General features: G+C 60.6%; 19 protein-coding genes. 5 read left to right on the forward strand and 14 right to left on the reverse strand.

Translation table 11 applies throughout. From position 1 onward, the window contains the following. Positions 1-50 precede the first annotated feature (50 nt). The 11 genes from AOA60_RS22755 to pap all read right to left on the reverse strand — a co-directional run bounded on the left by AOA60_RS22755 (position 51) and on the right by pap (position 11,502). Complete coding sequence (locus AOA60_RS22755) at positions 51-1,019, reverse strand: fimbrial protein (RefSeq protein WP_099586333.1); 969 nt, start codon at positions 1,017-1,019, stop codon at positions 51-53. Between the two features lie 127 nt (positions 1,020-1,146). Further along, positions 1,147-1,695: a fimbrial protein gene (locus tag AOA60_RS22760; protein WP_099586334.1), complete on the reverse strand. Its 549-nt coding sequence runs from the start codon at positions 1,693-1,695 to the stop codon at positions 1,147-1,149. Positions 1,696-1,706: 11 nt separating this feature from the next. Next, on the reverse strand, positions 1,707-2,186 hold the full coding sequence (locus tag AOA60_RS22765; RefSeq protein WP_099586335.1) for a fimbrial protein: 480 nt from the start codon (positions 2,184-2,186) through the stop codon (positions 1,707-1,709). Positions 2,187-2,199: 13 nt separating this feature from the next. Beyond that, positions 2,200-2,694, reverse strand: coding sequence for a fimbrial protein (locus AOA60_RS22770; protein ID WP_099586336.1), 495 nt, complete (start codon positions 2,692-2,694; stop codon positions 2,200-2,202). A gap of 10 nt (positions 2,695-2,704) precedes the next feature. Next, positions 2,705-3,286: a fimbrial protein gene (locus tag AOA60_RS22775; RefSeq protein WP_099586337.1), complete on the reverse strand. Its 582-nt coding sequence runs from the start codon at positions 3,284-3,286 to the stop codon at positions 2,705-2,707. Positions 3,287-3,311: 25 nt separating this feature from the next. Beyond that, entirely contained in the window at positions 3,312-4,070 is a 759-nt protein-coding gene (locus tag AOA60_RS22780; RefSeq protein ID WP_099586338.1) for a fimbria/pilus periplasmic chaperone, read from the reverse strand. Then, the gene (locus tag AOA60_RS22785; RefSeq protein WP_099586397.1) at positions 4,067-6,670 is read right to left on the reverse strand and encodes an outer membrane usher protein; all 2,604 of its coding nucleotides are present in this window, start codon (positions 6,668-6,670) and stop codon (positions 4,067-4,069) included. Before AOA60_RS22785 ends, AOA60_RS22780 begins: the two co-directional genes overlap by 4 nt. 20 nt (positions 6,671-6,690) lie before the next feature. Next, positions 6,691-7,251 carry a fimbrial protein gene (locus tag AOA60_RS22790; protein ID WP_099586339.1) on the reverse strand — a complete coding sequence of 187 codons (561 nt, stop codon included), beginning with the start codon at positions 7,249-7,251 and terminating at the stop codon, positions 6,691-6,693. Between the two features lie 51 nt (positions 7,252-7,302). Continuing rightward, the gene (locus tag AOA60_RS22795; protein ID WP_099586340.1) at positions 7,303-7,824 is read right to left on the reverse strand and encodes a fimbrial protein; all 522 of its coding nucleotides are present in this window, start codon (positions 7,822-7,824) and stop codon (positions 7,303-7,305) included. Between the two features lie 505 nt (positions 7,825-8,329). Next, complete coding sequence (locus tag AOA60_RS22800) at positions 8,330-9,514, reverse strand: thiolase family protein (protein WP_099586341.1); 1,185 nt, start codon at positions 9,512-9,514, stop codon at positions 8,330-8,332. 473 nt (positions 9,515-9,987) lie between these two features. Further along, entirely contained in the window at positions 9,988-11,502 is a 1,515-nt protein-coding gene (gene pap, locus AOA60_RS22810) for a polyphosphate:AMP phosphotransferase (RefSeq protein ID WP_099586342.1), read from the reverse strand. Between the two features lie 141 nt (positions 11,503-11,643). Between pap and mnmC the strand changes: the two genes are divergently transcribed. Further along, positions 11,644-13,641 carry a bifunctional tRNA (5-methylaminomethyl-2-thiouridine)(34)-methyltransferase MnmD/FAD-dependent 5-carboxymethylaminomethyl-2-thiouridine(34) oxidoreductase MnmC gene (mnmC, locus tag AOA60_RS22815; RefSeq protein ID WP_099586343.1) on the forward strand — a complete coding sequence of 666 codons (1,998 nt, stop codon included), beginning with the start codon at positions 11,644-11,646 and terminating at the stop codon, positions 13,639-13,641. A gap of 10 nt (positions 13,642-13,651) precedes the next feature. On the opposite strand, the gene AOA60_RS22820 is transcribed toward mnmC, so the two are convergent. Further along, positions 13,652-18,487 (reverse strand): NEL-type E3 ubiquitin ligase domain-containing protein, encoded by a 4,836-nt coding sequence (locus AOA60_RS22820; RefSeq protein WP_099586344.1) that lies wholly within the window; start codon positions 18,485-18,487, stop codon positions 13,652-13,654. A gap of 240 nt (positions 18,488-18,727) precedes the next feature. On the opposite strand from AOA60_RS22820, the gene AOA60_RS22825 reads away from it, so the two are divergent. Genes AOA60_RS22825 through AOA60_RS22840 form a run of 4 tightly spaced genes read left to right on the forward strand, consistent with a single transcriptional unit; the run spans position 18,728 to position 23,781 of the window. Next, on the forward strand, positions 18,728-20,500 hold the full coding sequence (locus AOA60_RS22825; protein ID WP_099586345.1) for an N-acetylglutaminylglutamine amidotransferase: 1,773 nt from the start codon (positions 18,728-18,730) through the stop codon (positions 20,498-20,500). Between the two features lie 3 nt (positions 20,501-20,503). Next, positions 20,504-22,252, forward strand: coding sequence for an N-acetylglutaminylglutamine synthetase (gene ngg, locus AOA60_RS22830; protein WP_099586346.1), 1,749 nt, complete (start codon positions 20,504-20,506; stop codon positions 22,250-22,252). Between the two features lie 57 nt (positions 22,253-22,309). Next, positions 22,310-23,494, forward strand: coding sequence for an osmoprotectant NAGGN system M42 family peptidase (locus AOA60_RS22835; protein WP_099586347.1), 1,185 nt, complete (start codon positions 22,310-22,312; stop codon positions 23,492-23,494). A 59-nt stretch (positions 23,495-23,553) separates the two neighbouring features. Next, a complete protein-coding gene (locus tag AOA60_RS22840) occupies positions 23,554-23,781 on the forward strand; it encodes a YheU family protein (protein ID WP_003192759.1) in 228 nt (75 codons plus the stop codon). 7 nt (positions 23,782-23,788) lie between these two features. On the opposite strand, the gene AOA60_RS22845 is transcribed toward AOA60_RS22840, so the two are convergent. Both AOA60_RS22845 and AOA60_RS22850 read right to left on the reverse strand, forming a co-directional pair. Beyond that, the gene (locus tag AOA60_RS22845; protein ID WP_099586348.1) at positions 23,789-23,986 is read right to left on the reverse strand and encodes a carbon storage regulator; all 198 of its coding nucleotides are present in this window, start codon (positions 23,984-23,986) and stop codon (positions 23,789-23,791) included. Positions 23,987-24,113: 127 nt separating this feature from the next. Further along, entirely contained in the window at positions 24,114-24,929 is an 816-nt protein-coding gene (locus tag AOA60_RS22850; RefSeq protein ID WP_099586349.1) for an SDR family oxidoreductase, read from the reverse strand. Between the last annotated feature and the right edge of the window lie 213 nt (positions 24,930-25,142).

Genomic DNA, 25,142 nt, shown 5'->3' on the forward strand with positions numbered 1-25,142 from the left:
GTATGCAGTGCCCTTTGGGTACTGCCGCAAAACCTGCCCTCGCGCAGGCGTCATGGCACCCCCATCACCAGCACACCGCTGCCGCTGATCGCCCCTGGGGTCGGCAGGGAGCCGTTTCGCCGGACCAGGGAAAACGTGACGTCGTCGCCGCCCACGCTGTTGGTGATGCGGGTCAGGAACGAACCGTTCACTTGAACCGCAGAGCCTGCACGGACAAGGGCAGTGCCCACGTCGGGGTTGGTCATCCTCAGCAGGCGCGAGTCAAACCCCGTTGAAATGCCTTTGTAGGTAATGGTGATCGGTGTGTTAATCCCACCGTCCGGGCATGAGTAGGTGAGTCTGCGGTTGCTGACAATGGTCGATGTCAACGGGTCGGTGCCGATTGCTCGCTGGTGTACGTTGCCGAAGTTGATTTCGATAGGGTTGTTATTATTGATCGTGCAGGTTGACGGAGAAATACTGAAGTTGTTGGCAGCGGTGTACGTGAGTACAAGCACCGTACTCGTGGAGGCGTAATTATTAGTCTGGCGCAGTCGTAACACACCAAGAACGTCCCCTATGCGCACATCAATCGGGTTAGTCGGGTTGTTGCGTATCAAAATATAAGGTGTTGCATTGATCGGGACGCCCACCCCGTTGTTGGGCATGGAGGCCAGGTGTATTTCATACGGGACAGGGGTGTTCAAGTACGCTCCGTTTATTCGTAAGCCAGTGCCTTGGCTAGCGAATTTTGGGCCGGGCGTCCAAGGAGCACCGGCTAGCGCTGAGGTTCTCCAGAAATCCACAAACGAAGGGAACGGTTGACCGGGAGTGAATCGGCACTCCAACCTGGCCCCGTCCAGCACGACACGGGTACTATCCGAGTCCAATCGGACAGTTACAGGGACCTGCAGGTTCAGAGTACCACCAGCCCCTACGTGTACCCACTGTCCACCATTTACCCGGCAATCGGCTGCTCTCACGGTCGTAGTAACACCAATCAAGACGAGAAGCACAACGGCTCCATATAGTCGTTTCATTTTGATCTCTCGTTGCCCCTCCCCCCAGGCACAGCCCAACGCAAACTTACGTCCGGGTTTTAAGCCGCCTGGCAGAGAGTTGAGGTTTATCTGAGGCTGTTTTCAACCTATAAATGGCGGTTCGCAGCTACGGGTAATCCAACGTAAACGTGGAGGTCACCGTGTACGCGCCATGCCCTATGGTTTGGTCGCGGATGGCGTCCGGCTCCCCCTGCACATAGGCTTTGAGCTCGATCACGTTATTGCCATTGCTCAGCACCTGTTTGTCGCTGACGGCATTCAAGGGCAGCGGCTTGTCGCTCAGCGTCTCGATACCCACCCCGATACCCGAGGCACCACTGCCACCGTCCAGCGCGAGCAAGCCGGGAAGTGCCGTGTTTTCCCTGCCGCCGAACATGATGGTGACCGTGTTGCCGACCGTGGTATTGCAGTCGTCCAGGTGCAGCCTGAACCCCTTTCCCTGTGAACGGGTGTTGAGGTACAGATGCTTGCTGGTCAAATCCCAGAGCTCCAGCGTAATGGCCTCGTCGCCGGGCCGAATGGTGCAGGCCTGCTCAACCAGGTTGCCCTTGAAACTCAGGTTGTCCGCCGCCCGCCCCTGAGGCATCAGGCCGAAGGTGAGCAGAAATATCAGCCCGACACAGGACCAGCACTTCAGCGTCATTTCATGTCCCATGGACTCAACTCCTACTGGTATTCGGCCAACAACGTGGCCACCGCCGAAAACCTGGCGGGCGTCAAAATGGCACCTGGCCGTTTCACCGGGACCACATCCAATGTCGGCGGTGATGACAGGGTGATGTTCAGCGGCTGATTGAGCGCAAACGGCAGGTTGTTCTGGAAAATCCGAATGCCCAACTCAGGCACGCTGGTTTGCACTGCGGCGCCATCAAACGTCGTTGAGGTGCCGTTGACGCTCAATTTCAAGACCCACGGCAGTGTGTCGGTACCACAACTGATGGTGTAACCAACGCCCTTACGGTATTTCTCGCCGTCGACGCGCTGTACCCCGACATCCCCAAAGTCGACTTCAATCGTGTTCCCCGCATCAATCGTGCAGGGCGGAGGCTCGTTGAGCGTTCCACTGAACGTCAAATTGGCTGACGCACCACCGCAAAGGCCAAGGGAACACAAGGCGAGCAACGCTCGCCGCTGCCAATCGCTCATTGATCGTTCCTCTTCATTGGTATTCGACCACAAGGGTGGCGGCGGCATCGAACGCCCCGCCCGTCAGTGTGCTGCCCGCGCGTTTGACAGGCACCGCCTGCACCACCGGAAAGTTGGGGTGCGTAAAATTCACTGCGGTGTTGAGCGGCCAGTCGGCACCATTCACAAACAGCTTTACCCCCAGGTCCGGCTTGCGGGTCAGGAGCACACGGCTGTCGAACGCAGCTCCCGCCCCCTTGAGTTCCAGCGTCATCGCGTTGCTGAACGGTGCGCCGCAGGTAACGGTGTAAGGCACGTCCCGCCGATAGTTGACCCCGTCAACCCGTGACGTCAGCAGGTCATTGCCAAACGGCACATCCAACGTACTGCCACCGTTGATGACACACGGCGGTGGCGCAACGATGACCGCACGGACGGTCAGGCTGGTCTCGGCCTGCACACCCAGGCTGACAGCCCACAGCATGCTGCTGCCGACAAAAATGGCCAGCGGGCCAATTGATTTCGCCATTGCTCTGCCCTTACTCATAATTGAGCCTGAATTCCACCACGGCCCGAAATACCCCACTGGTCAATGGCGCAGCGGTGCGCGTGGGCCGAACATTCCAGGTCTGGGTGTTTCGGCCAACAGGCAAGAACAGCGGCTCGCCCCTTGAACCCAACTGCACATCACGGCTCAGGGCATCGGTCAAAAGCAGGCCCATCCCGGTGACGCCCTGGACTTTGACCAGCCGTGAATCCTGCGCATCGGCAGGCGCGCTGAACGCCACCGACAGCACGGGTTGGTAGGCACTCCATGTCAGGTTCCCCGTACGTTCGCTGCGCACCCGGCCTGCGGTGCGCTGGCAATCGGTAAAACGCAGCTGGAATGCCTTGGCCGGCGCCTGGTCACCCGGCCGCTGCAACTGGCTGGTCGACACAGCGTCCAGGTCAACCGTCTGATGCAGTGATGCCATCTCCACACTGCACGGCGATTCATGCATGGCGCCGAGTACATTGAGCAACCCACTCATGCCTTCGATATCCTCTTCATCCTCGGCATGCGCCCCCACCGCCAGGACCCACAGCAGGCCGCCCAGGACTTTCACACGTTGCGAGGTCATAACGTTCTCCAGCAGCAGGCAAGACTTATTCAGGCGATATAGCCTGCACGTTCACGTTGCAGGTGCCGCCACTGCAGGTGAAGACCAGCAGGGGACGACCGCCGTAATCATTCACGTAGGTCAGGTGAGGCGTGGCGCCCAATGCAGTGGCCGTCGGCCCCAGCGTCATCGCACCTTTGGGCGGGACCATAAGGGGCGCGAAGCCCGGCACGGTCTTGCCATCCTTGCTGCTGCGCGCATCCACCAGGGTCACGTAGTAAGGCGTAGGGTTATTGACCCGGTATTGATCGCCCTCTCGGGTGAGGGTCAATCGTTGCTGCCAAGGGTTGGAAAAGTCCTGCTGGCTTGGCGTGATCGCCTGCGGTCGGTAGAACAGCTTGACGCGGGTCTGCAACGCGATCTGCAGCGTGTTGGACTTATCGCTGCGTGGCGGGATTTCCCTCAAGTTGAAGTAATAGACCGTCTCTCGATCCTGCGGTAACGACTTGGCCGCCGGCAACGCCTGGACTTTCACCTGGCTTTGTTTGCCGGGCTCCAATCGTTGAACCGGTGGGAGCACGATCAAGGGCGAGGTGATTTTGTTACCCGACTCGTCCTCGATCCAGCCCTGGGCCAAATACGGCAACTGCTTATTGTTGTTGGTGATGTTCACGCTGGTAGCGTCTTTGCCACCATCGAAAATCACTCGGGTACGATCCAGGCCGATTGCGGCGCTGGCGCTTTGGCTCAAGCCCAGTGCCAGCAGCACCAGGGCGCTGGAGGTAAAGCGTGTGTCAAGCATCATGAGGCTGTGTTCTCCGTATCGTTGGGCTGGCCGGTCATCGCGGCCGGCTCGGGCGAGGATGGGGCAGCGGCTACGCGCTGGCAGTGCAGTTGCAGGGCATCGGTCAAGCCATCAGCGGGCAAAATGACCGGGAGCGTGAGGACGCACCGCTCATCACCGCCCCAACTGACGACCATTTGCTCGCCGGCCCGAATACCGCTCAGGTAGACATGGCCGCCGTCATTCACAATCCCGGTGTCCTGTTGTTTCAGGTTCTTCACTGTCGCGCCGAAGGGCGGTGAGCTGCCATTTGGAAGACGCAGAACGGCCATGGCCTTTTCCCCGGCAATCACATCCAGCGTGCGATAACCAATCGCCCCCTCTGTGAGCGTGAGTTGCGTGACGGATTGAGTCGCTTCGACATTGCTCGGCAAGCGCTCCAGATCAACACTGGCCGCCGTACGCTGATAGCTGCTGATATCGGCGATGACCGCTTTGCCGAACGCGTTACTGCGCGTCGGTGAGCCGTAACCGCGCACTGGAACATCGGGCACACCGCCGGTATCGATCATCAGGCGAGTGCCGCCCGTACTCGTGGTCCGGTGCAACGCAGCGCCGTAGGCCGTGAGCGTGCCGCCACCCCGCGCAGACACACCGAGGGTTCTGGAGTCGCCCTCTTGGGTACTGGCGCTTAGATCGATGTCGGCCCGGTCGCCCATGTGGTTCAGGTAACCACTGACGGACGTGTCGCTGGCACTGAGCTGATAACTGTTGCGCTCATCGAGGCGATCGCTGTAGCGCGCTGCACCGCCGTTTTTGCCGGCGGTCCTGTTGGCATCCAGCGACAATGTGCCGGAACGCCCCAATGGCAGGCTGACCGTGATTGCCATCCCGTTGTCGCGGTAGTTGTATTCCTGGGTGCGAAACATATTCATGGATAGGCTCATGTTTTTAACCGAGCCCACGTTGAAGTACCGTGACAGCGAGAGGTTCCAACGCTGAGTGTCCGGCCGGTCCCAGTAGGTTTGTTTGTGGTAGCTGGCGTAGACCGTCGCACTCAGCTCACGCAGCTGCTTGTTGACCGTCACCGTATACAGCGCCTTGCTGCCGCCAATAGGCCTCCACCCCTCATCGGGATCCCGGTAATCCCCGCGCCCGCCAAGTTCGCCGTTCAATCCGTAATACCGGGCATCCAGGTATTCACTCATGGTCAAGAAATTCTTCTCGGAAAACCGGTAACCGGCGAAGGTCACCTGGCTGTCGTACTCTTCAAAGTTCTTGGAATATTGAAGGCGATAGGATTTGCCCGAGAGCGTCTCGCCCCACACGCTCGCATGGGACTGCGTCACGTCCAGCGAGACGGCCCCGAACGCCAGCAAGTCGCGCCCCGCCCCAACGGATAACGCCCGATAGTTGTTATCGCTCACTGCGCCGCCAAACAACGACCAGCCGTTGCTGATCCCCCAGGAAAACTCTCCGGTACCGAAAAAGTCCCCATCAGAGCCGTTCTGAAGATTGGACGGTCGCCCGGCCGCCAATTTGTAGCGAACTTGCCCGGGCCGCGTCAGGTAGGGGACACCTGCCGTATCGATCTGGAAGCTGTGTACCGTGCCGTCCTGTTCCTCCACACGCACGTCCAGCTTGCCCGTTACCGCGTCCTGCAAGTCTTGAATACGAAACGGACCTGCCGCGACCAGGGTTTCGTAAAGCACACGCCCCTGCTGGCTGATGATGACTTTCGCATTGGTTTTGGCTACCCCAACCACTTCCGGCGCATAACCACGCAGGTTGGGCGGCAACTGGCTCTCATCCGAGTTGAGCGCGGCACCGGTAAAACGAAAGCTGTCAAACAGATCCGAATACAGGTAGTTCTCGCCCACCAGCAGACGCGCCTTCAGCGAAGGAATTGCGCGATACGCGTAGTAGCGGCTCCACTCCAGCTTTTGAGGCCCTGCCGCCTCTTGCCGACCACTTTCGACACGCCCCTGCCAATCCGCCCTCAAGCGCCAGGCGCCAGCATTGGCCCCGACGGTGCCGTTGCCACTGAGGTTCCTGCGACTGCCATCGCCCCTCTGGTAGTTGGACTGCGCCGTCAGGCTGTAGTCAATCAACACCCCCGCGACCCCCTCATCCCAACGGGAGGGCGGATCCCAATTAGTGGCGTTGTACTCAAGATACGCCTGTGGCAGGTTGATGCTCAGCGTGGAACTGGCCAGATCACCAGTGACCTCCATGCCGGGCATACTTTGAATTTCCAGGCACTCCCCGTCCTTCCACCATATAAGTTTGCTGGCATCGGAAACTTTCAGGCCCAACTGTTCCACAAGTGTGCGGGATAAACAGGCCTGACTGCCCTTGGGATCTTCATCGGGGGGATAGAACGCCACCGGTTGTTCCGCAATAGGCTGGCCGTTGATGTGCACTACCATCGAATACGTGCCGGGCAAAATAAACCCGCTGCGCGCAAATTGAGACAAGTCAATATTGGTGCGATCAATCAGGTCGAGAACGTCGGTATTGAACTCGATATCCGCGCCACCCAATGCAGTTCCCGCCAGTGACATCAGCCCGCCAAACAGTCCAGGGCGCAGCGTATTTTTAATCTTCGCTGTATTCAACATGAAAGCCTGCCCGTCAATATTCAAAAATATTCCAACTTGAACCGCACTGCGGCACTGTGGGCCCCCACCACCAGCGGCAATCCATTACCGACCAGGAAGAATCTGTAGTTGAGTGTCATATCGCCCTCTCTCAACGGAGTCGGCGTCATGCGCTGCCCGGGAATACTTTCTTCGCCAGCAGCGTCCACAATGTGCAAGGCAACGCCCTGCGAGGCACCAAAGACAGCAAAGGAGAGCCCGGACCTGTCCGTAGGGCCGTCAAATGTCACTCGCATATGCTCCCAATCCGGCAGGGTTTGCCCTGGGCGCAACGGGTCCGGACGAGTCAATGAGCAATTGACCAGACGCAACTGGAAGGGATGGTCTTCCCCACGCGCGTTGCGTAATAGCCGGCCAACCGGCTCCGGCGGCATCTCGATGGTTTGATCGGCATTGCCCAGTTCCAGCCCGCAGGCTGAGTCAACAACCTCTCCCCCTAACAGCACGACCCCTTCGCCCTGCGAAGACACCTGGGCGAAAACGCAGGGGTTGATAAGGGTCGTCAAGGAAGAAGCGAGAGCGAAACGTATGAATGTTTTCACCTGGAACTCCCGTCAGCGTCCCCCGCCACACTGGGTGACGGGGGGGGAAACTTACTGATAAGCCAAGGTGAAATTGGTGATGGCGCTGAAATCGCCAGGAATGATGGGGGCCGTCGCGGCGCCTTGCACGTAGGCACCGAACTCCAGCGTGTTGTCGCCAGTGGAAATGATCTGCGGGGCGGTAGGAACGCCCAACTGAACCAGGTCGCCGCCGTGGGTCATCATGATGCCCACGCCGCCTGCGCCACCGACCGTACCGATCGCGCCAGGCACAACGCTGGAGGGTGCACCGGTGAATGTGGTGGTCACGGTGTTATCGGTGAGGTCGGATAGATCGCAGCCTTCAAGCTCGATCAATACACGCCGGGCCTCAGACTTGCCACCCGCTTGCAACTGATGCTTTGCAATCGCACCCAGGCGCACGGTCTGGTCGACAGAGTCAGGCTTGATGGAACAAGCGCCCGAGTGGACTGACCCCAAAAACGTGACCGTACCATCTGCCGCCTGAGCAACGGACACCGAGCCCGCCAACAGACCGCCAGCCAACAGCGCAACTTTCATTTTGGTTTTCATTCACAGATTCCCACTTAACAAATGTCATTAAAGGCGCCCGGCAGCCGATAAGTGCAGGGCTGATTTAAACGAGCGGTGTCGCCCGCGCCATTAAGTCGGTTGATCCTGAAGTACTTTTACAACTTTTTGTATTGCTATTCAGGCTCCGCTCAACGCCAGGAAAGTCTCCACCCTGCACTTTAAAAATATAAGTCGTATACGTCCTATAACTTAGTAGTCGCAAGACACTAGGACGCGCAGGAAAACATGGCTGTTTTCCAACAAAAATTAAAATAGCTGAAGGAAATGAACTACACGCCGACAAGTATCAAAACTTAAACGAGCGACTTAGCTGTAAGAACCAAACTACAGACACTAAAAATAACCGCAGTGGCGGGCCAACACCCACTACCGAGTTAAAAAAGTGGTGCCTTGTTATTACTGAACAGTAGATGCGCAGAGAGGGAGCACGCTCCCCCTCTGTATCGATCGGGCACAAGTGACCCGCGCCAGGAACCCTCGACGACTAGCGAACGGCTTCGAACAAACCCGTCGCCCCCATGCCGCCGCCCACGCACATGGTGACGATGCCGTAACGCAGGTTGCGTCGCTGCAGCTCACGCACCAGATGCCCGACTTGCCGCGAGCCGGTCATGCCGAAAGGGTGGCCGATGGAGATCGAGCCCCCGTTGACGTTGTACTTGGCATTGTCGATTTCCAGGCGATTGCGCGCATACAGGCACTGGGAAGCGAACGCTTCGTTGAGTTCCCACAGATCAATATCCGCCACTTGCAAACCACGCGCCTTGAGCAGCTTGGGCACCGAGAACACCGGGCCGATACCCATCTCGTCCGGCTCACAGCCGGCCACGGCAAAACCTCTGAAAAACGCCTTGGGCTTGAGCCCCAGTTCCAGAGCTTTTTCCAGGCTCATCACCAGGGTCATCGACGCGCCGTCGGACAGTTGCGACGAGTTGCCTGCGGTCACCGAACCGTCCTCGGCAAACACTGGCTTGAGACCCTGCAGGCTGGCCAGGGTGGTGTCGGGGCGGTTGCAGTCGTCGCGCTCGACCACGCCGTCGAGAATCTGCACCGCGCCGGTGTTCTTGTCCTCGACTTTGTACTTGACCGCCATGGGCACGATTTCATCGTCAAATAGGCCATCAGCCTGGGCTTGGGCCGTGCGTTGCTGGCTTTGCAGGGCGTATTGATCCTGCTCTTCACGGCTGACGTTGTAGCGACGCGCGACGATTTCGGCGGTCTGGCCCATGGGGAAGTAAATGCCCGGCACCTGCTCTTTCAGCAGCGGGTTGATCAGGTTGTCGGTGTTGACGCTTTTCATGGTCAGGCTGATGGACTCCACGCCACCGGCGACAATGATGTCGCTGCACCCCGACGCAATCTGGTTGGCCGCGATGGCAATCGCCTGCAAGCCCGACGAGCAGAATCGGTTGAGGGTCATGCCCGCCGTACCAGTGCCCAACTGCGACAGCACCGCCACGTTGCGCCCGATGTTGTAGCCCTGTGCGCCCTCGTTGGAGCCGGCACCGACGATGCAGTCCTCCACCGTGGCCGGGTCGATGCCGTTGCGGGTCAGCAGCGCATTGACGCAATGGGCCGCCATGTCATCCGGGCGGGTCTGGTTGAACTTGCCGCGAAAGGACTTGGCCAGGCCGGTTCGTACGCTGTCGACGATGACTACTTCACGCATGGGCTACCTCGATCTTGTGGTTATGGGGTATGGATCGAGAATAGATGCAGGCCCCCACAGCCGCGATGATCATTCATCCGGCATATACAAAACCATGGCCGGCGAGGCGATGGGGCTATTGGGGGAACCGGCTCGTTGTGGTGAACCTGATATCTCTGGTGAACCTGGTCCCTCTGGTGAGCCTGATCCCTCTGATTAACCTGCTCCCTCTGGTGAGCCTGATCCCTCTGATGAACCAGGTCCCTCTGATTAACCTGCTCCCTCTGGTGAGCCTGATCCCTCTGATGAACCAGGTCCCTCTGATTAACCTGATCCCTGTGGTGAACCTGCTCCCTGTGGTGAGCAGGCTTGCCCTGCGCTGGGGCGCGAAGCGGCCCCAATCCAGTCGACGCGTTTTTTCAGACAAAACTGATCGGCAGTGTTGGGGCTGCTTCGCAACCCGGCGCAGGGCAAGCCTGCTCACTACAAAAACGTTATTTCTTTTTCTTCCTATCGTGCTTGTCGGTTTTGTCGAACGCCTCCTCCAACGCCCGGTTGATCGTGCGCAGCACCTTGACCCGCGCCCAGCGCTTGTCATTGGCCTCCACCAGGGTCCAGGCCGAGATTTCGGTGCTGGTACGGTCCACCATATCGCCCACCGCAGCACGGTAGTCGTCCCATTTGTCGCGGTTGCGCCAGTCGTCTTCGGTGATTTTGAAGCGTTTGAACGGGATTTCCTCGCGGGCCTGGAAACGCTCCAGCTGGGTGTCCTTATCAATGGCGAGCCAGAACTTGACCACGATCACCCCCGCATCGCGCAGTTGCTCTTCGAAGTCATTGATCTCGCCATAGGCCCGCATCCAGTCTGCCGTGCTGCAAAAGCCTTCGACGCGTTCCACCAGCACGCGGCCGTACCAGGAGCGGTCGAACACGGTGAACATGCCGCGCGCCGGGATCTTCTGCCAGAACCGCCACAGGTAAGGCTGGGCGCGTTCGTCTTCAGTGGGCGCAGCTATCGGCACGATGTGGTACTGGCGCGGGTCCAGCGCCGCGGCCACCCGACGGATCGCACCGCCCTTGCCCGCTGCATCATTGCCTTCGAAGACGCTGATCAACGCGTGCTTGCGCATGCGTTTGTCGCGCATCAGGCCAGAGAACCGTGCCTGCTCGGTGATCAGCTGTTCTTCGTAGTCGTCCTTGTCCAGGCGCAGGGACAGGTCGAGGCTGTCCAGCAGGTTCTTCTGGTCAACCGAAGGGATCAGAGGTGCGGGGTTCATCCCGCTGGCCTTGCCTTTGGCCTGCTTGAGCGCATTTTGCAGGCCATCCAGAAGGATCTTGCCCACGGTCAGGCTGCGGTAATGCGCGTCCACACCTTCGATCACATGCCAAGGCGCATAGTCGCGGCTGGTACGGCGCAGAATGCGTTCGCCGAAGTGCACAAACTTGTCGTAGGTCTCGGACTGCTGCCAGTCCAGCGGGCTGATGCGCCAGCTGTGCAGCGGGTCGTCGGCCAGGGCCTTGAGCCGCGCTTTCATCTGTTTCTTGGACAGGTGGAACCAGAACTTGAAGATCAGCGCACCTTCGTCGCAGAGCATTTTCTCCAGGCGCTCGGCGCCGGCGATGGCCTGGTCGAGCCGTGCGTCCTTGATCTGCCCGTGCACGCGGCCTTGCAGCATCTGGCTGTACCAGTTGCCGAAGAAGATGCCCATGCGCCCCTTGGCCGGCAGCTGGCGCCAGTAGCGCCAGGCAGGTGGTCGGGCCAGTTCTTCGTCGGTCTGCTGGTCGAAGGTGCGCACTTCGATCAGGCGCGGGTCCATCCATTCATTGAGCAACTTGACGGTCTCGCCCTTGCCCGCGCCTTCCACGCCGTTGATCAGGATGATCACCGGGAAGCGTTTCTGCTGTTGCAGCTCGTACTGCACTTCCAGCAAGGCCTCGCGCAGGGCCGGCACTTCGGCCTCATAGGTGTCTTTGTCGATGGCGTGACCGATTTCGGCGGATTCGAACATGGGCAGCTCCGTTTCAAGATGGCTCAAGACTAGCGGATTGGGCCGCAACACGCGGGAGGAAATTGCACACGCGCTTGCCATGGGTCAATTCAATGGCGGTTGATCAGCTAGAATGGCCGCCTTGTCTTCTTCGAGCCGCCCATGAACCCCGTATCCCACGCCCAGCTCGACTGGGATGACCAAGGCCGCCCGCACTCGCGGGTCTTCGACGATGTGTACTTCTCCGACAAGTCGGGCCTGGAAGAAACCCGCTACGTGTTTCTCGAACAGAACCGTCTGCAGGCGCGTTTTGCCGACCTGCCCGAGGGCGCGTGCTTTGTGATCGGCGAGACCGGCTTCGGCACCGGGTTGAATTTCCTCTGCGCGTGGCAGTTGTTCAATGAGCACGCACCGGCCAGCGCCCGGCTGCATTTTGTCAGCGTTGAAAAATACCCGCTCAGCCCCGCCGACCTGACCCGCGCCTTGTCCCTGTGGCCGCAGCTCAAGGCCCTGGCCGAGCCACTGCTGGCGCAGTACATCGCGATTCATCAAGGTTTCCAGCGCCTGGTGCTGGACAGCGGGCGCGTCACCCTGACCCTGTTGATCGGCGACGCCCTGGAGCAATTGCCTCAGCTGGATGCCCAGGTCGACGCGTGGTTTCTCGACGGTTTCGCCCCGGCGAAAAACCCCGACATGTGGACCGCCGAGCTGTTCGCTGAGCTTGCCCGGCTGGCGGCACCCGGTTCAACCATCAGCACGTTCACCAGCACCGGCTGGGTCCGGCGTCTGATCAATGCCGCCGGCTTCAAGATGAAACGCACCCCCGGCATCGGCCACAAATGGGAAGTGCTGCGCGGCGAGTTCCTCGGCTGGCCGGACGACGTGCCACCTCCCGCCGCCCTCAAGCCCTGGTTTGCCCGCCCGCCCGTGCACACGGGCGAGCGCCGCGCCATGGTCATCGGCGGCGGGCTGGCCGGTTGCGCCAGTGCCGCCAGCCTCGCGGCGCGGGGTTGGCAGGTCAGCCTGCTGGAACGTCACGCAGGGCTCGCTCAGGAGGCTTCCGGCAATCCGCAGGGCGTGCTCTATCTCAAGCTGTCGGCCCATGGCACGGCCTTGTCGCAGATGATTGTCAGCGGATTCGGCCACACCCGGCGCCTGCTGCAACACCTGCAACGCGGTGTGGAGTGGGACGGCTGCGGCGTGCTGCAACTGGCTTTCAATGCCAAGGAGGCCGAGCGCCAGGCGCAGCTGGCCCAGGCGTTCGCGCCGGAACTGTTGCATCTGCTGGATAAAGACCAGGCCCAGATTCAGGCCGGCGTTACCTTGGCCACGGGCGGGATGTTTTTCCCCGAGGGTGGCTGGGTTCATCCGCCGGCGCTCTGCCAGTGGCAGGCGCAGCAACCTGGGGTTCAGGTGCTGGCTCACCATGAGGTGCTTGAACTGCGCAAAGTCGACGGACACTGGCAGGCCTGGGAAGGCCAGACGCTGCTGGCCAGCGCGCCGGTGGTGGTGCTCGCCGGCGCTACGGAGGTCAAGCGCTTTGCCGCCTGCGCCGAGCTGCCGCTCAAGCGCATCCGTGGGCAGATCACCCGCTTGCCGCAAACCGCCGCCAGCGCCGCGCTGGCCACGGTGGTGTGTGCCGAAGGCTATGTGGCACCCGCACGCCTGGGGGAACATACGTTAGGGGCCAGTTTCGACTTCAAGAGCGATGACCTGGCCCCGACGCCCGCCGAACACGCCAGCAACCTGGCCCTGCTGCAGGAGATCTCCACCGACCTGACGCAACGCCTGCACGCTGACACGCTCGCCCCGGAGACGCTGGACGGTCGCGCCGCATTCCGCTGCACCAGCCCGGACTACTTGCCGATTGTCGGTCCGTTGGCGGATCACCCAGCCTTTGCTCACACCTTTGACGCGCTGCGCAAAGACGCGCGCCATGTGCCGCAGACGCCTTGCCCGTGGCTGCAAGGCCTTTACGTCAACAGCGGCCACGGCTCCCGTGGGTTGATCACCGCGCCGCTGTCCGGCGAACTCTTGGCGGCCTGGCTGGATAACGAGCCCCTGCCCCTGCCGCGAAGCGTGGCCGAGGCCTGTCACCCCAATCGATTCGCCATTCGGTCGTTGATTCGAAGCAACGCGGCCAAACCCGAGCAAGGTTGATCAGGCATCCTTAACCAATGGGGAGCGCACACACCTGGGGCGTTTCATCGAGCTTCAGCGCTTCGAGGGTCAAGCGCTCAATTTCGGCTTTTTCCGCCAGCCCTTGTTCGCGCAGTATTTCGTTCATCTGATCACGGTAATCAACGTCGTCAAGGGTCAGGCTCTGGTCGAAGACCGTTTGCATGCGCTGGTCAAACGGCTCATTCAAGGCGTCGAAGGAAGCGCTGGAGGTGCGTTTCAAATAACGCGTCCAAAACGGTAATTCCATCAAAAACTTTATAAGCCTGGGAGACAATTCATCCGCTTTGACTTTAAGTTCGGCGGTGCTCAGCGCCGCTTGCGAAACCCCGGCCAAACGGGAAAAGCGCATGTGCCGGGGTTGCCCCGGCAAATAGAATTTGTCGACCAGCCCCGTTCGGTACGCCAGGCTGACTTCCAACGGATCGGCAGTGGGATGCTCCGTACTGTGGGTTTGCGCCATGCGCTCCAACCGGTCCAGACGGAACAGACCTCGGCCCAGCCTCAACAGTGACTGGGCCGTCACGTGGCCGCCTTCGACCTGTTGCGCCGCCTCGTGAATTTCGACCAATACCTCCAGGTTACTGAAGCTCGTGGCGGCAGCATCGTCGCAATTCAAAGGTGTCGCTGCGCGCTCAAACACCTCCTCACGCAACTCCGCATGGGCACTCGCAGCCTCCAGCACCCGCCAGACCCGGTGTTCAAGGTCCTCACGCACATGGGTGGAGTCCGCCGTCCCCCCCAACTCCGCCAGCAGCTTGAACAAACCATCAGATCCCGGTTCATCCCGCAGCCCTGACCACGTCGTGCTCCGTTGGGAGTAGTGGGCAAGCCACTCATCCGCCAGCCACAACTCCCGGGCTTTCTGCTCATTCAGACGGGCAATGTCGTCCTCCAGGAACCCCATGCCCACGCCTACGTTGTTGCGATAGTCGCGCAACAATTGACGACTGCGCAGGCCCAGCGGGTTATGGCGCAGATTAATCACCTCGGCGCGCGTGCGTGGCGCGCTGAACAGCCAATCCGGCAGCTCAAGCAGATCATTTTCACGAAGATCGACATGCTCCAGATAGGGCAGGCGCAACAAGCCGACGGGCACGTTTCTCAACCGGCAATTTCGCAACGCCAGGGTGCGCAGATCAAACATTTTGCTGATCGCAGGCGGATCTATCAGAGGGTTGTTGTTCAGATTGAGCAATGTAAGGCCAGTCAGGCCGGCCAGTTTTACACGGGTGTGCTCCGTCAGTTGCAAGCGATTGCTGTCCAGGTACACACGCTTGAGTTCCGGCATCCGCGACAGCACCTCAGGCAGCCGCGTGAGCTGATTGTCGGAGAGTTCCAGCGTGCGCAATTGCTTGAAGTGCTTGAGGAAGTACGCCACATCATCATCAAGCCCCATATGATTCAACGACAAGCGCTGGACATGATCAAAGTTGACCCCTGGCGGCAAGGTCGGCAGCGAGCCCAAGGCCATGCCATCAAGCATCAGGCCGGGCACCTTTTCCCCCAACTCATCGGGCAGCAACGAGGCGTGCTGCCAACTGCTCTCGATTGCCTGCACCGCTTGCAGGCGACTGAGTCGATAGTCCGCCGACGTATAACCCGCCGGCGTCGACGCAACCCTTTCCCTGGCCCACCGGCCCAATGCTCGACGCAATTGCTCAAACTGTTCTTTAAGCGCCTTGACCGCTCTGGCGCGAGACAAGTGATCGGTTCCCAGCGCTTGGAGGAATGTCGCGATGCGCTGATCGTTGAACGACGGGTAGAGTTTGCGCACCTTGCGCACCAGGCCCCTGGGAAACCGGGCCGGTTCCCCAGGCCAGGACTGAATACAGGATGCTGGCATTTCCTTGGGCTCGGCACGTTCGGGCCAGACGAAACGCGAGAGTTGCCTTCGCTGCTTCTGCGCCTGCTCGGTAAGCCGATAACGCAACTGACTCGCGCTTTGCACGTCCATACCGGCCAAATCAACAGGGAGCAACGCATCGACGAGGGCCTGATACAGCCCCTCACGCCCATTGCTACGTATCCCCAGCGGCGCCCCCGTCTCATCGAACGCCTGGAAGTCTGCGCCCACTTTGACCAGGGTACGCGATGCCGTGGCCGTATCGCTGCCGACCTGGCCCAGCAGCCGTCCTGTGGGCGACCCGTCGCGCAATTGCAGCCTCAGGTCAGCCGGCCACCCCTCAAGGCCAGGGGCCAAGCCGAGCACCATGCGGCGTGTCGCATCGTTAGCCAACTCCGGCAGGTACAAGCCGATCAACGCTTGGTCCTCGACCAATGTATCCAGGGCCTCGCGCGCCTGCTGAGCCAGCCGCAGAGGCACCCGCCCGGTCTGGCGCAACCGCCAGCGATTGGCGGCCGATGCCTGACCTACAACCTCCCTTGACACGCCCAGAGGCAACTGCGGGTAATGGCCCTTGAGCAACCCATGATCGGTCTGATCGATAACATCGCCGTTTTGGTAAAGCGCCTCATAGACCTGTCGATGGCGTTGCTGCAGCGATGCCATCAATCGTTGCTTGAGCACGCCGTGCTCCGCGCCGGACTCAACAGCTCCCCCCAGCAACATCGCCTTCTCCTCGTGATAAAGCGCGGCCAGCGTGGTTGACATCACCTCGCCGTCCTTCAGTTGTTGCTCGGTGAGGTGGATACTCAAGTCTTCATAGTCAAACGGCGCCGTATCGGGGTGACGCTCAAGCACATACCCTTCAGGGTCCAGTACCTCGAAAAAGCGCCCTTTGGGCCATCCCTCCATAAAGGGCAAGGCCATCATCTGGACCTTTGCGGTAGTGGGATCAAGCGGCGCATCGTGTTCCATTTGCCAGCGCAGATCACGCACCTCCTGGTTGTATTCAAAGCGCAACGCGCATTCATGAAATCGCTCGGACAGCGGGCGGTTCTGCCTCGCCAGTTGTTGCAAGCGCGCCAGGGTCATGTCGGTGATGGCGGCAATATCCTGCAGGTGCCCCTCTGGCAACGAGGCCAGGCTGGGGTCCAATCGCTGCAAGATATAGTTGGGGTTATCCCATTCTTCAGGGCGTTCGAACGCAAACTGCCACCCGCCCTGGCCGTTGTGCTGCAACGAGGGTCGGTAGGCAGTGTCGCGTTTCGGGTGACGGGCTCGCCAACGACCGATCCGCTCATCGTAGGCAATCGAGTAAACGCCGCCATCGATCTTGACGTATGACTGGCCATTGGCCTGATACACCCCTTTTGGGCTGGCAACCTTGCCTTCCAGCGTCAACGGCTGTCGATACGGCGTACTGCTTCTACGCCACAAGCGCACCGCGTCATCCGACGGACTGACAGCCTCCACGCCTTCAAAAAAATCGGGAGCCCTGCTGAGTACCCGCCTGGCCACCCCGCCTACCACTTTGACCCCAGTGGCGAACAGCGCCATGGACGCGATGCTTTGCGCCACGTTAATCAGGTGTTCAAGGGCGTGGGCGTTGTCGCGATGTTTCCAGTCTTCCACGCCCTCAAACACCTCACCCAACAACTCGCCAACGGCCACGCCCATCATCAACTGCCCCAACGCCGGCACCACCAGCCCGGCGACATTCAACAGCGTCAAACCGATATTCAGGTAGCGCTGCAGACGCTGCTTACGCGCGTCTTCGTCGACGTCCGCAACCGGTACTGCCAGCTCCCTGGCATCCAACTGCAGTTTTCCGACACAACTGTTGAAAAAGAATGTGGTCAGGCTGGTGAGCACCGGCAAGGGATCCATTTGATTCAGGTTTTTGTCTTTATCGAACTGCTCAAAAAAACTAAGCCGTTCGGACTCATCCAAATAAGCGGCGAATGCGCTGCGATAGCTGGCGACTTCGAGTCTGGAGGTCAAGTAGGTGCTGAAATCGTGCAGCGTCGAGTACTCGAAGAGCGGACGCAGCGGATCTTTGGGCATGTACACCACCAACGGACCGTGGACAAAGTCGGTCTGTGAGTTACCGCAAAACACCAACACACTCCATACACACGCGCCACGAATTTTCAGGCCATGCCATACCAGCGGCCGCCCATTGAACAACAGTTCGTTGAGTTGACTGGCTGCCAGGCCGGTGTTGACGGCCTTGAGTAACAGACCGTACGTCGATTCCGCGATGTCGCCCTTGGCGCAGGCGATGTGCAAATCAACTTTCATATCACTGCAGCGCGATTGGCCAATATCGGAGACTGCCGGGTTGTAACCTCGCAAAGCCTCCATGGGCGCTTCATCGGGGCCCGGCAGGTTGAAGTGCTCACGCAAATGCGCCTGGTAGGCTTCGCCCACATCCAGCTCCCGGCAATAACCAATGAACTCATGGGCCTTGGGACTTGCCAGCACCTCCCCTTTGGCACCATGACGGATCACGGTTCCTTGCGGCAGACCATCAGGTTCGGCGCGGGATGCGGGAAAGTTTTGCATGGCCGCCTGCAGCAGGCTGTGGTGCTCCAAGGTCTGCGTCTCGATAAGCATGCCGCCCAACAAAGGACTTATGCCGCTGATGGTGCGCCAGGGAATTTCCAGCAGATCATGGTCGAGGTCCAAAGAGCCAAGGCCCTTGGCCGCTAAATACGCCTTGAGCTTTTCGCGGCAAAATTCGTCGAGCGGTTTGATCTGCTTCAGCAGCCGCAAAGCACGCTCGCGTGGGAACTGACTCTCGCGATAATCGTCTTCCAGGGCTTTCAAAACCTCAGGTTTGGCTTTGATCAGCCAAGGCGGCAGCGTTGCCTGGAGCACCATGGCTTTATCCAGGTCGCCGGTTATTTCCAACAGCGCGCCGAGCAGTTGGTCCTGCGTCAACGGGTGGGTGACTTGCGCCAGTGAGTGTTGCTGTGTCATCAGCAGGGGTCCTTATTGAGTCGAATGGGCTCGAACAATAGGTCCGGTATCACGGCCAAAGGCGGTATAAAAAGCCGCTGGTTGTACGCTTGCTCCAAGGCCTTTCAAGGGCTGCGGCCATCTGCCTTATAACAGATTGATCTAAAACTCCGCGCATCCACCCCGGTCAGTTTCTGGGTACCCGCCGTTTTGGCGCTTGGTACTTCTTCCCTCCCCAACGGAAAAACCGGTAAGGACTTTATGTGCGGATTAGCTGGAGAACTGCGTTTCGATCACCAACCTGCCGACCTGGCAGCCGTGGAGCGAATCACCCATCACCTGGCGCCACGCGGACCTGACGCGTGGGGTTTCCAGGCTCAAGGGCCGATTGCCCTGGGCCATCGTCGCCTGAAAATCATGGACCTGTCGGACGGCTCCGCCCAACCGATGGTCGACGCCCAATTGGGCCTGTCCCTGGCCTTCAACGGTGCGATCTACAACTTCCCGGAACTGCGTGAAGAGCTTGAAGCCCTGGGCTACGCCTTCTATTCCGGCGGCGACACCGAAGTGCTGCTCAAGGGCTACCACGCCTGGGGCGAAGCGCTGCTGCCCAAGCTCAATGGCATGTTTGCCTTCGCCATCTGGGAACGCGACGCCAAGCGCCTGTTCATCGCCCGTGACCGCCTGGGCGTGAAGCCTCTGTATCTGTCGCGCACCGGCCAGCGCCTGCGCTTTGCCTCAAGCTTGCCGGCGCTGCTCAAGGGCGGCGATATCAACCCGATCCTCGATCCGGTGGCGCTCAATCACTACCTGAACTTCCATGCTGTGGTGCCTGCGCCGCGCACCCTGCTGGCGGGGATCGAAAAACTGCCGCCAGCGACCTGGATGCGCATCGACGCCGACGGCAAGACTGAACAGAAAACCTGGTGGACCCTGCCCTACGGCCCGCGTGAGGACGAAAAAAACCTCACCCTGCAAGACTGGACCGACCGCGTGCTCGACAGTACCCGCGACGCCGTGGCGATCCGCCAACGGGCGGCGGTGGATGTGGGCGTGCTGCTTTCCGGTGGCGTTGATTCGAGCATGCTCGTCGGCCTGCTGCGGGAAGTCGGCGTACAGGATCTATCGACCTTTTCCATCGGTTTTGAAGACGCCGGCGGCGAAGCGGGCAATGAGTTCCAGTACTCGGACCTGATCGCCAGGCATTACGGCACCCGTCACCACCAACTGCGCATCGCCGAAAGCGAGATCATCGAACAACTCCCCGCCGCGTTCCGCGCCATGAGCGAACCGATGGTCAGCCACGACTGCATCGCCTTCTACCTGCTGTCGCGGGAAGTCGCCAAGCATTGCAAAGTGGTGCAAAGCGGCCAGGGCGCCGATGAGCTGTTCGCCGGTTACCACTGGTACCCGCACGTCGATGGCGCCAGCGACCCCTATGCGGCGTACCGCGAGGCGTTCTTCGACCGCAGCTACGACGACTACGCCGCCACCGTCGCGCCCAAGTGGCTGACCGCCAATGACGCCGCTGGCGACTTCGTGCGCGAGCATTTTGCGATGCCCGGCGCCGATGCAGCGGTGGACAAGGCCTTGCGCCTGGACAGCACCGTGATGCTGGTGGACGACCCGGTCAAGCGCGTCGACAACATGACCATGGCCTGGGGCCTGGAAGCGCGCACGCCGTTCCTCGACTACCGCCTGGTGGAACTCTCGGCCCGCGTGCCAGGCCAGTTCAAGTTGCCCGACGGCGGCAAGCAAGTACTCAAGGAAGCGGCGCGCCGCGTGATCCCGAGCGAAGTCATCGACCGCAAGAAAGGCTACTTCCCGGTGCCCGGCCTCAAGCATTTGCAAGGCGACACCTTGAACTGGGTGCGTGAACTGTTGCTGGACCCGAGCCAGGATCGTGGCCTGTTCAACCCGGCCATGCTTGATCGCCTGCTGACCGACCCTCAAGGCCAATTGACCCCGTTGCGCGGCTCCAAGCTGTGGCAATTGGCGGCGCTGAACCTGTGGCTCAGCGAACAAGGAATCTGATTGATGAAACCCCACGCAGCGGCTTATAGCCAACGCTTGCTCAAGGGCCAGGCGCCGACCTACGAGCGCCTGCAAGCCCGACTGGCCGAAGATGGCAGCCCCCTGGCCGCCGAACCGATTGCGGTGCATTGCGGCTGGGGCCGGTTGCTGATCGGGCATACCTTTCCTGATCCAGCGAGCTTGGCGCAGGCGTTGCTCCACGAGCAGCCCGGTGAGCGCGACATCGCCCTGTATGTGGCCGCGCCCCAGCAGATTCTCGGGATCGATCCGCAGCAGTTGTTCCTCGATCCGTCCGACACCCTGCGCCTGTGGTTTACCGACTACCGCCCGGCCACGCGGGTATTTCGCGGCTTTCGTATCCGCCGGGTGCAAACCGAAGCTGACTGGCTGGCCGTGAACCAGCTGTATCAGGGACGCGGCATGTTGCCCGTCGACGCCGAGCGCCTCACGCCACGCCATCAAGGTGGCCCGGTGTACTGGCTGGCGGAGGATGAAGACAGCGGCGCGGTGATCGGCAGCGTCATGGGCCTCAATCACCAGAAAGCCTTTCACGATCCGGAGAACGGTTGCAGCCTGTGGTGCCTGGCGGTCGACCCGCAATGCACGCGGCCCGGCGTCGGCGAAGTGCTGGTGCGCCACTTGGTGGAGCACTTTATGAGCCGGGGCCTGAGCTACCTGGACCTGTCGGTGCTGCACGATAACCGTCAGGCCAAGAGCCTCTACGCCAAGCTCGGTTTTCGGGCGTTGACCACATTTGCGATCAAGCGCAAGAACGGCATCAACCAACCGCTGTTTCTCGGCCCCGGCCCGCAGGCAGGGTTCAATCCCTATGCGCGGATCATTGTCGAAGAAGCCCATCGTCGTGGCATCGATGTGCAGGTGGACGATGCTGACGCGGGCCTGTTCACCCTCAGCCACGGCGGGCGCCGTGTGCGCTGCCGTGAGTCATTGAGCGACCTGACCAGCGCCATCAGCATGACCCTGTGCCAGGACAAGAGCCTGACCCACAAGGTGCTCAAGGCCGCCGGCCTGCAATTGCCGTCGCAGCAACTGGCGGGCAGCGCCGATGACAACCTGGAGTTCCTCGACGAACACCAGCGCATCGTGGTCAAGCCGCTGGACGGCGAACAGGGCCAGGGCGTGGCGGTGGACCTGCACAGCATCGAAGAGGTGCAACAGGCCATCGAAGCGGCGCGCCAATTCGACAGCCGCGTTCTGCTGGAAAGCTTCCACGAAGGCCTGGACCTGCGCATTCTGGTGATCGGCTTCGAAGTGGTCGCCGCCGCGATCCGCCGTCCCGCTGAAGTGATTGGTGACGGCCATCACTCCATTGGTGCGTTGATCGAAGCCCAGAGCCGACGCCGCCAGGCGGCTACGGACGGCGAAAGCAAAATCCCGCTGGACGCCGAAACCGAACGCACCCTGGCCGCCGCCGGCTACGACTACAACAGCATCCTGCCCCCCGGAAAAACCCTGGCCGTGCGCCGCACCGCCAACCTGCACACCGGCGGTTGTCTGGAAGACGTGACTGCGATCCTGCATCCCACCCTCAAGGACGCCGCCGTGCGGGCCGCCCGCGCCCTGGATATTCCCATGGTGGGCCTGGACCTGATGGTGCCCGCCGCCGACCAACCCGAGTACGTGTTTATCGAAGCCAATGAACGGGCCGGCTTGGCCAACCATGAGCCGCAGCCGACTGCGGAAAAGTTTGTGGATCTTCTCTTCCCGCACAGCCAACCGACTGCCCAATGACCTGTGGTGAGCAAGCTCCCTTGCCACACAAGCGCCTTTATCTGATCAGGAGTTTCCATGAGCCGAACCATCCCCGAACCGGATCTCAACTACCTGCAAAAAGTGCTGCTGGAAATGCTCGCCATTCCCAGCCCCACCGGGTTTACCGACACCATCGTGCGCTATGTCGCCGAGCGCCTGGAAGAACTGGGCATCCCATTTGAAATGACCCGGCGCGGCACCATTCGCGCCACCCTCAAGGGCCAGAAAAACAGCCCCGACCGCGCTGTCTCTGCGCACCTGGACACCATCGGCGCCGCCGTGCGCGCGATCAAGGACAACGGCCGCCTGACCCTGGCGCCCGTGGGCTGCTGGTCCAGCCGCTTTGCCGAAGGCAGCCGCGTCAGCCTGTTCACCGATAACGGCGTGATTCGCGGCAGCGTATTGCCGTTGATGGCGTCCGGGCATGCGTTCAACACCGCCGTGGACGAAATGCCGGTGAGCTGGGACCACGTAGAACTGCGCCTGGACGCCTACTGCGCGACTCGCGCCGATTGCGATTCCCTCGGCATCAGCGTGGGCGATTATGTAGCCTTTGACCCGCTGCCCGAGTTCACCGAGAGCGGGCATATCAGCGCCCGTCACCTGGACGACAAAGCCGGCGTCGCCGCCCTGCTCGCCGCGCTCAAAGCCATCGTCGACAGCGGCGAGCCGTTGCTGATCGATTGCCATCCGCTGTTCACCATCACCGAGGAAACCGGCAGCGGTGCAGCCGCCGCCCTGCCGTGGGATGTGAGTGAGTTTGTCGGCATCGACATTGCGCCGGTCGCCCCCGGCCAGCACTCCAGCGAGCATGCGGTCAGCGTGGCAATGCAGGATTCCGGCGGGCCGTATGACTATCATCTGTCCCGCCACCTGCTGCGCCTGGCATCGGAAAACGACCTGCCGGTACGCCGCGATCTGTTTCGTTATTACTTCAGCGATGCGCACTCGGCAGTGACCGCTGGCCACGATATCCGCACGGCGCTGCTGGCGTTTGGTTGCGACGCGACCCACGGCTACGAGCGCACCCATATCGACAGCCTGGCCGCTCTGAGTCGCCTGTTGGGCGCGTACATCCTCAGCCCGCCGGTGTTCGCCAGTGATGCACAACCGGCCCAGGGTTCACTGGATCGGTTCAGTCATCAGTTGGAGCATGAGACGCAGATGGAGAGCGACACCCGCGTGCCGTCGGTGGACAGTCTGGTGGGTCAGAAGTCCTGAGACTGGCAACCAGCGTCCCGGCGCAGTAGCATCGCCGGGACTTAACCCCTGAGGCTTGTATGCTGATTCCCTACGATGCACTTGAAGTCGACACCCTGACACGCCTGATCGAAGACTTCGTCACCCGCGACGGCACCGACAATGGCGACGACACGCCCCTGGAAACCCGCGTATTGCGCGTGCGCCAGGCGCTGACCAAGGGCCAGGCGCTGATTGTGTTCGACCCGGAAAGCGAGCAATGCCAGTTGATGCTCAAGCACGATGTGCCCAAGCATCTGTTCGATTGAGGGGGGGTCAAGGGTTGGTAGCGGGTTGGGGTTGAGTGGCTTGGCGTTCGAGGATTTTGCGATGCACCTCGGCGCGGTGCACATTGATTCCCGCTGGCGCGACAATGCCGAATTTCACCTGGGTACCGTTCAGTTCGAGGACGTGCAAAGTGATGTGATCCCCGATGGAGATGATTTCGCCTACAGCGCGGCTTAAGACCAGCATGGCGGTTGTCCTTTTGGAGTGACAGGACCCCGACCATGCGCGATGACTGGAGTGGCTTCAATGGCTGGCAGCCAAATCAGGCAATACCTACAAACGCAGGTAAATTGCCTGACAGACCAACACTGAATCAGCCCTTCACTGCCTGCGCCTTGGCGCGCATCTTGTCGGCCATGGTGGTCATTTCGTTGTAGAGCAACTGCGGGTTTTTCTGCTTTAGCGCCCACGCCATGCGGCCCTGCTCGTGGGGCAGGATCATGAATTCCCCTTCAGCCACACGTTGATAGATGTAATCAGCGATATCCGCCGCCGAGATCGGCGAACTCTCCAGTAACTTGCCTACCTGGGCCTTCATCGCCGGCGTCGGCCCACGGAACGAGTCCAGCAGGTTGGTCTGGAAGAACGACGGGCACACCACATGCACGCCGACTTCCTGTTGCTTGAGCTCGACCAGCAGGCTTTCCGACAGCGCCACCACACCGGCCTTGGCCACGTTGTAGTTGCTCATGGCCGGCCCTTGCATCAGCGCCGCCATGGAAGCGATGTTGATGATGCGGCCCTTGCTCTTTTCCAGCAGTGGCAGGAACGCCTTGCAGCCCTTGACCACGCCCATCAGGTTGATCGCGATCTGCCAGTCCCAATCCTCCAGGGACAATTCTGCGAAGAAGCCGCCTGAGGCGACGCCGGCATTGTTGACGATCACATCAATGCCGCCCAGCTTCACCTCGCACGCCTGGGCGAACGCGGTGAGCTGGCTGTAGTCGCGCACGTCGCAACGCTGGATAAAGCCATCGCCCCCGGCCTCACGTACGAGTTTGAGGGTTTCCTGCAAGCCCGGCTCGCTGACATCCGACAAGGCCAACTGCCAACCCTCACGGGCCCAGCGCAGAGCGATTTCACGACCCAGACCGGACCCGGCGCCAGTGATCATCATGCGATTTTGCATAGGAAGTAGCCTTGTGGTTCACAGAAGAAGTGATCGGCAGTGTAGCGAAGGTTTTTCCCCCACCCACGCACCATCAGACTGCTGAATGCCCCAGGCAAACCGTGGGCCCGGTCGGATGCCTGCCTATAGCCTAAGTTCAATCTTTTTCAACTAGGACGGGGTAGTGGCGAGCGTATTAAAAGAAATAAGCACGTTTGCAAAATGCTTTAAAAA

The organism is Pseudomonas sp. 2822-17, from assembly GCF_002742485.1.
GTDB classification, from domain to species: Bacteria; Pseudomonadota; Gammaproteobacteria; order Pseudomonadales; family Pseudomonadaceae; genus Aquipseudomonas; species Aquipseudomonas cyclaminis.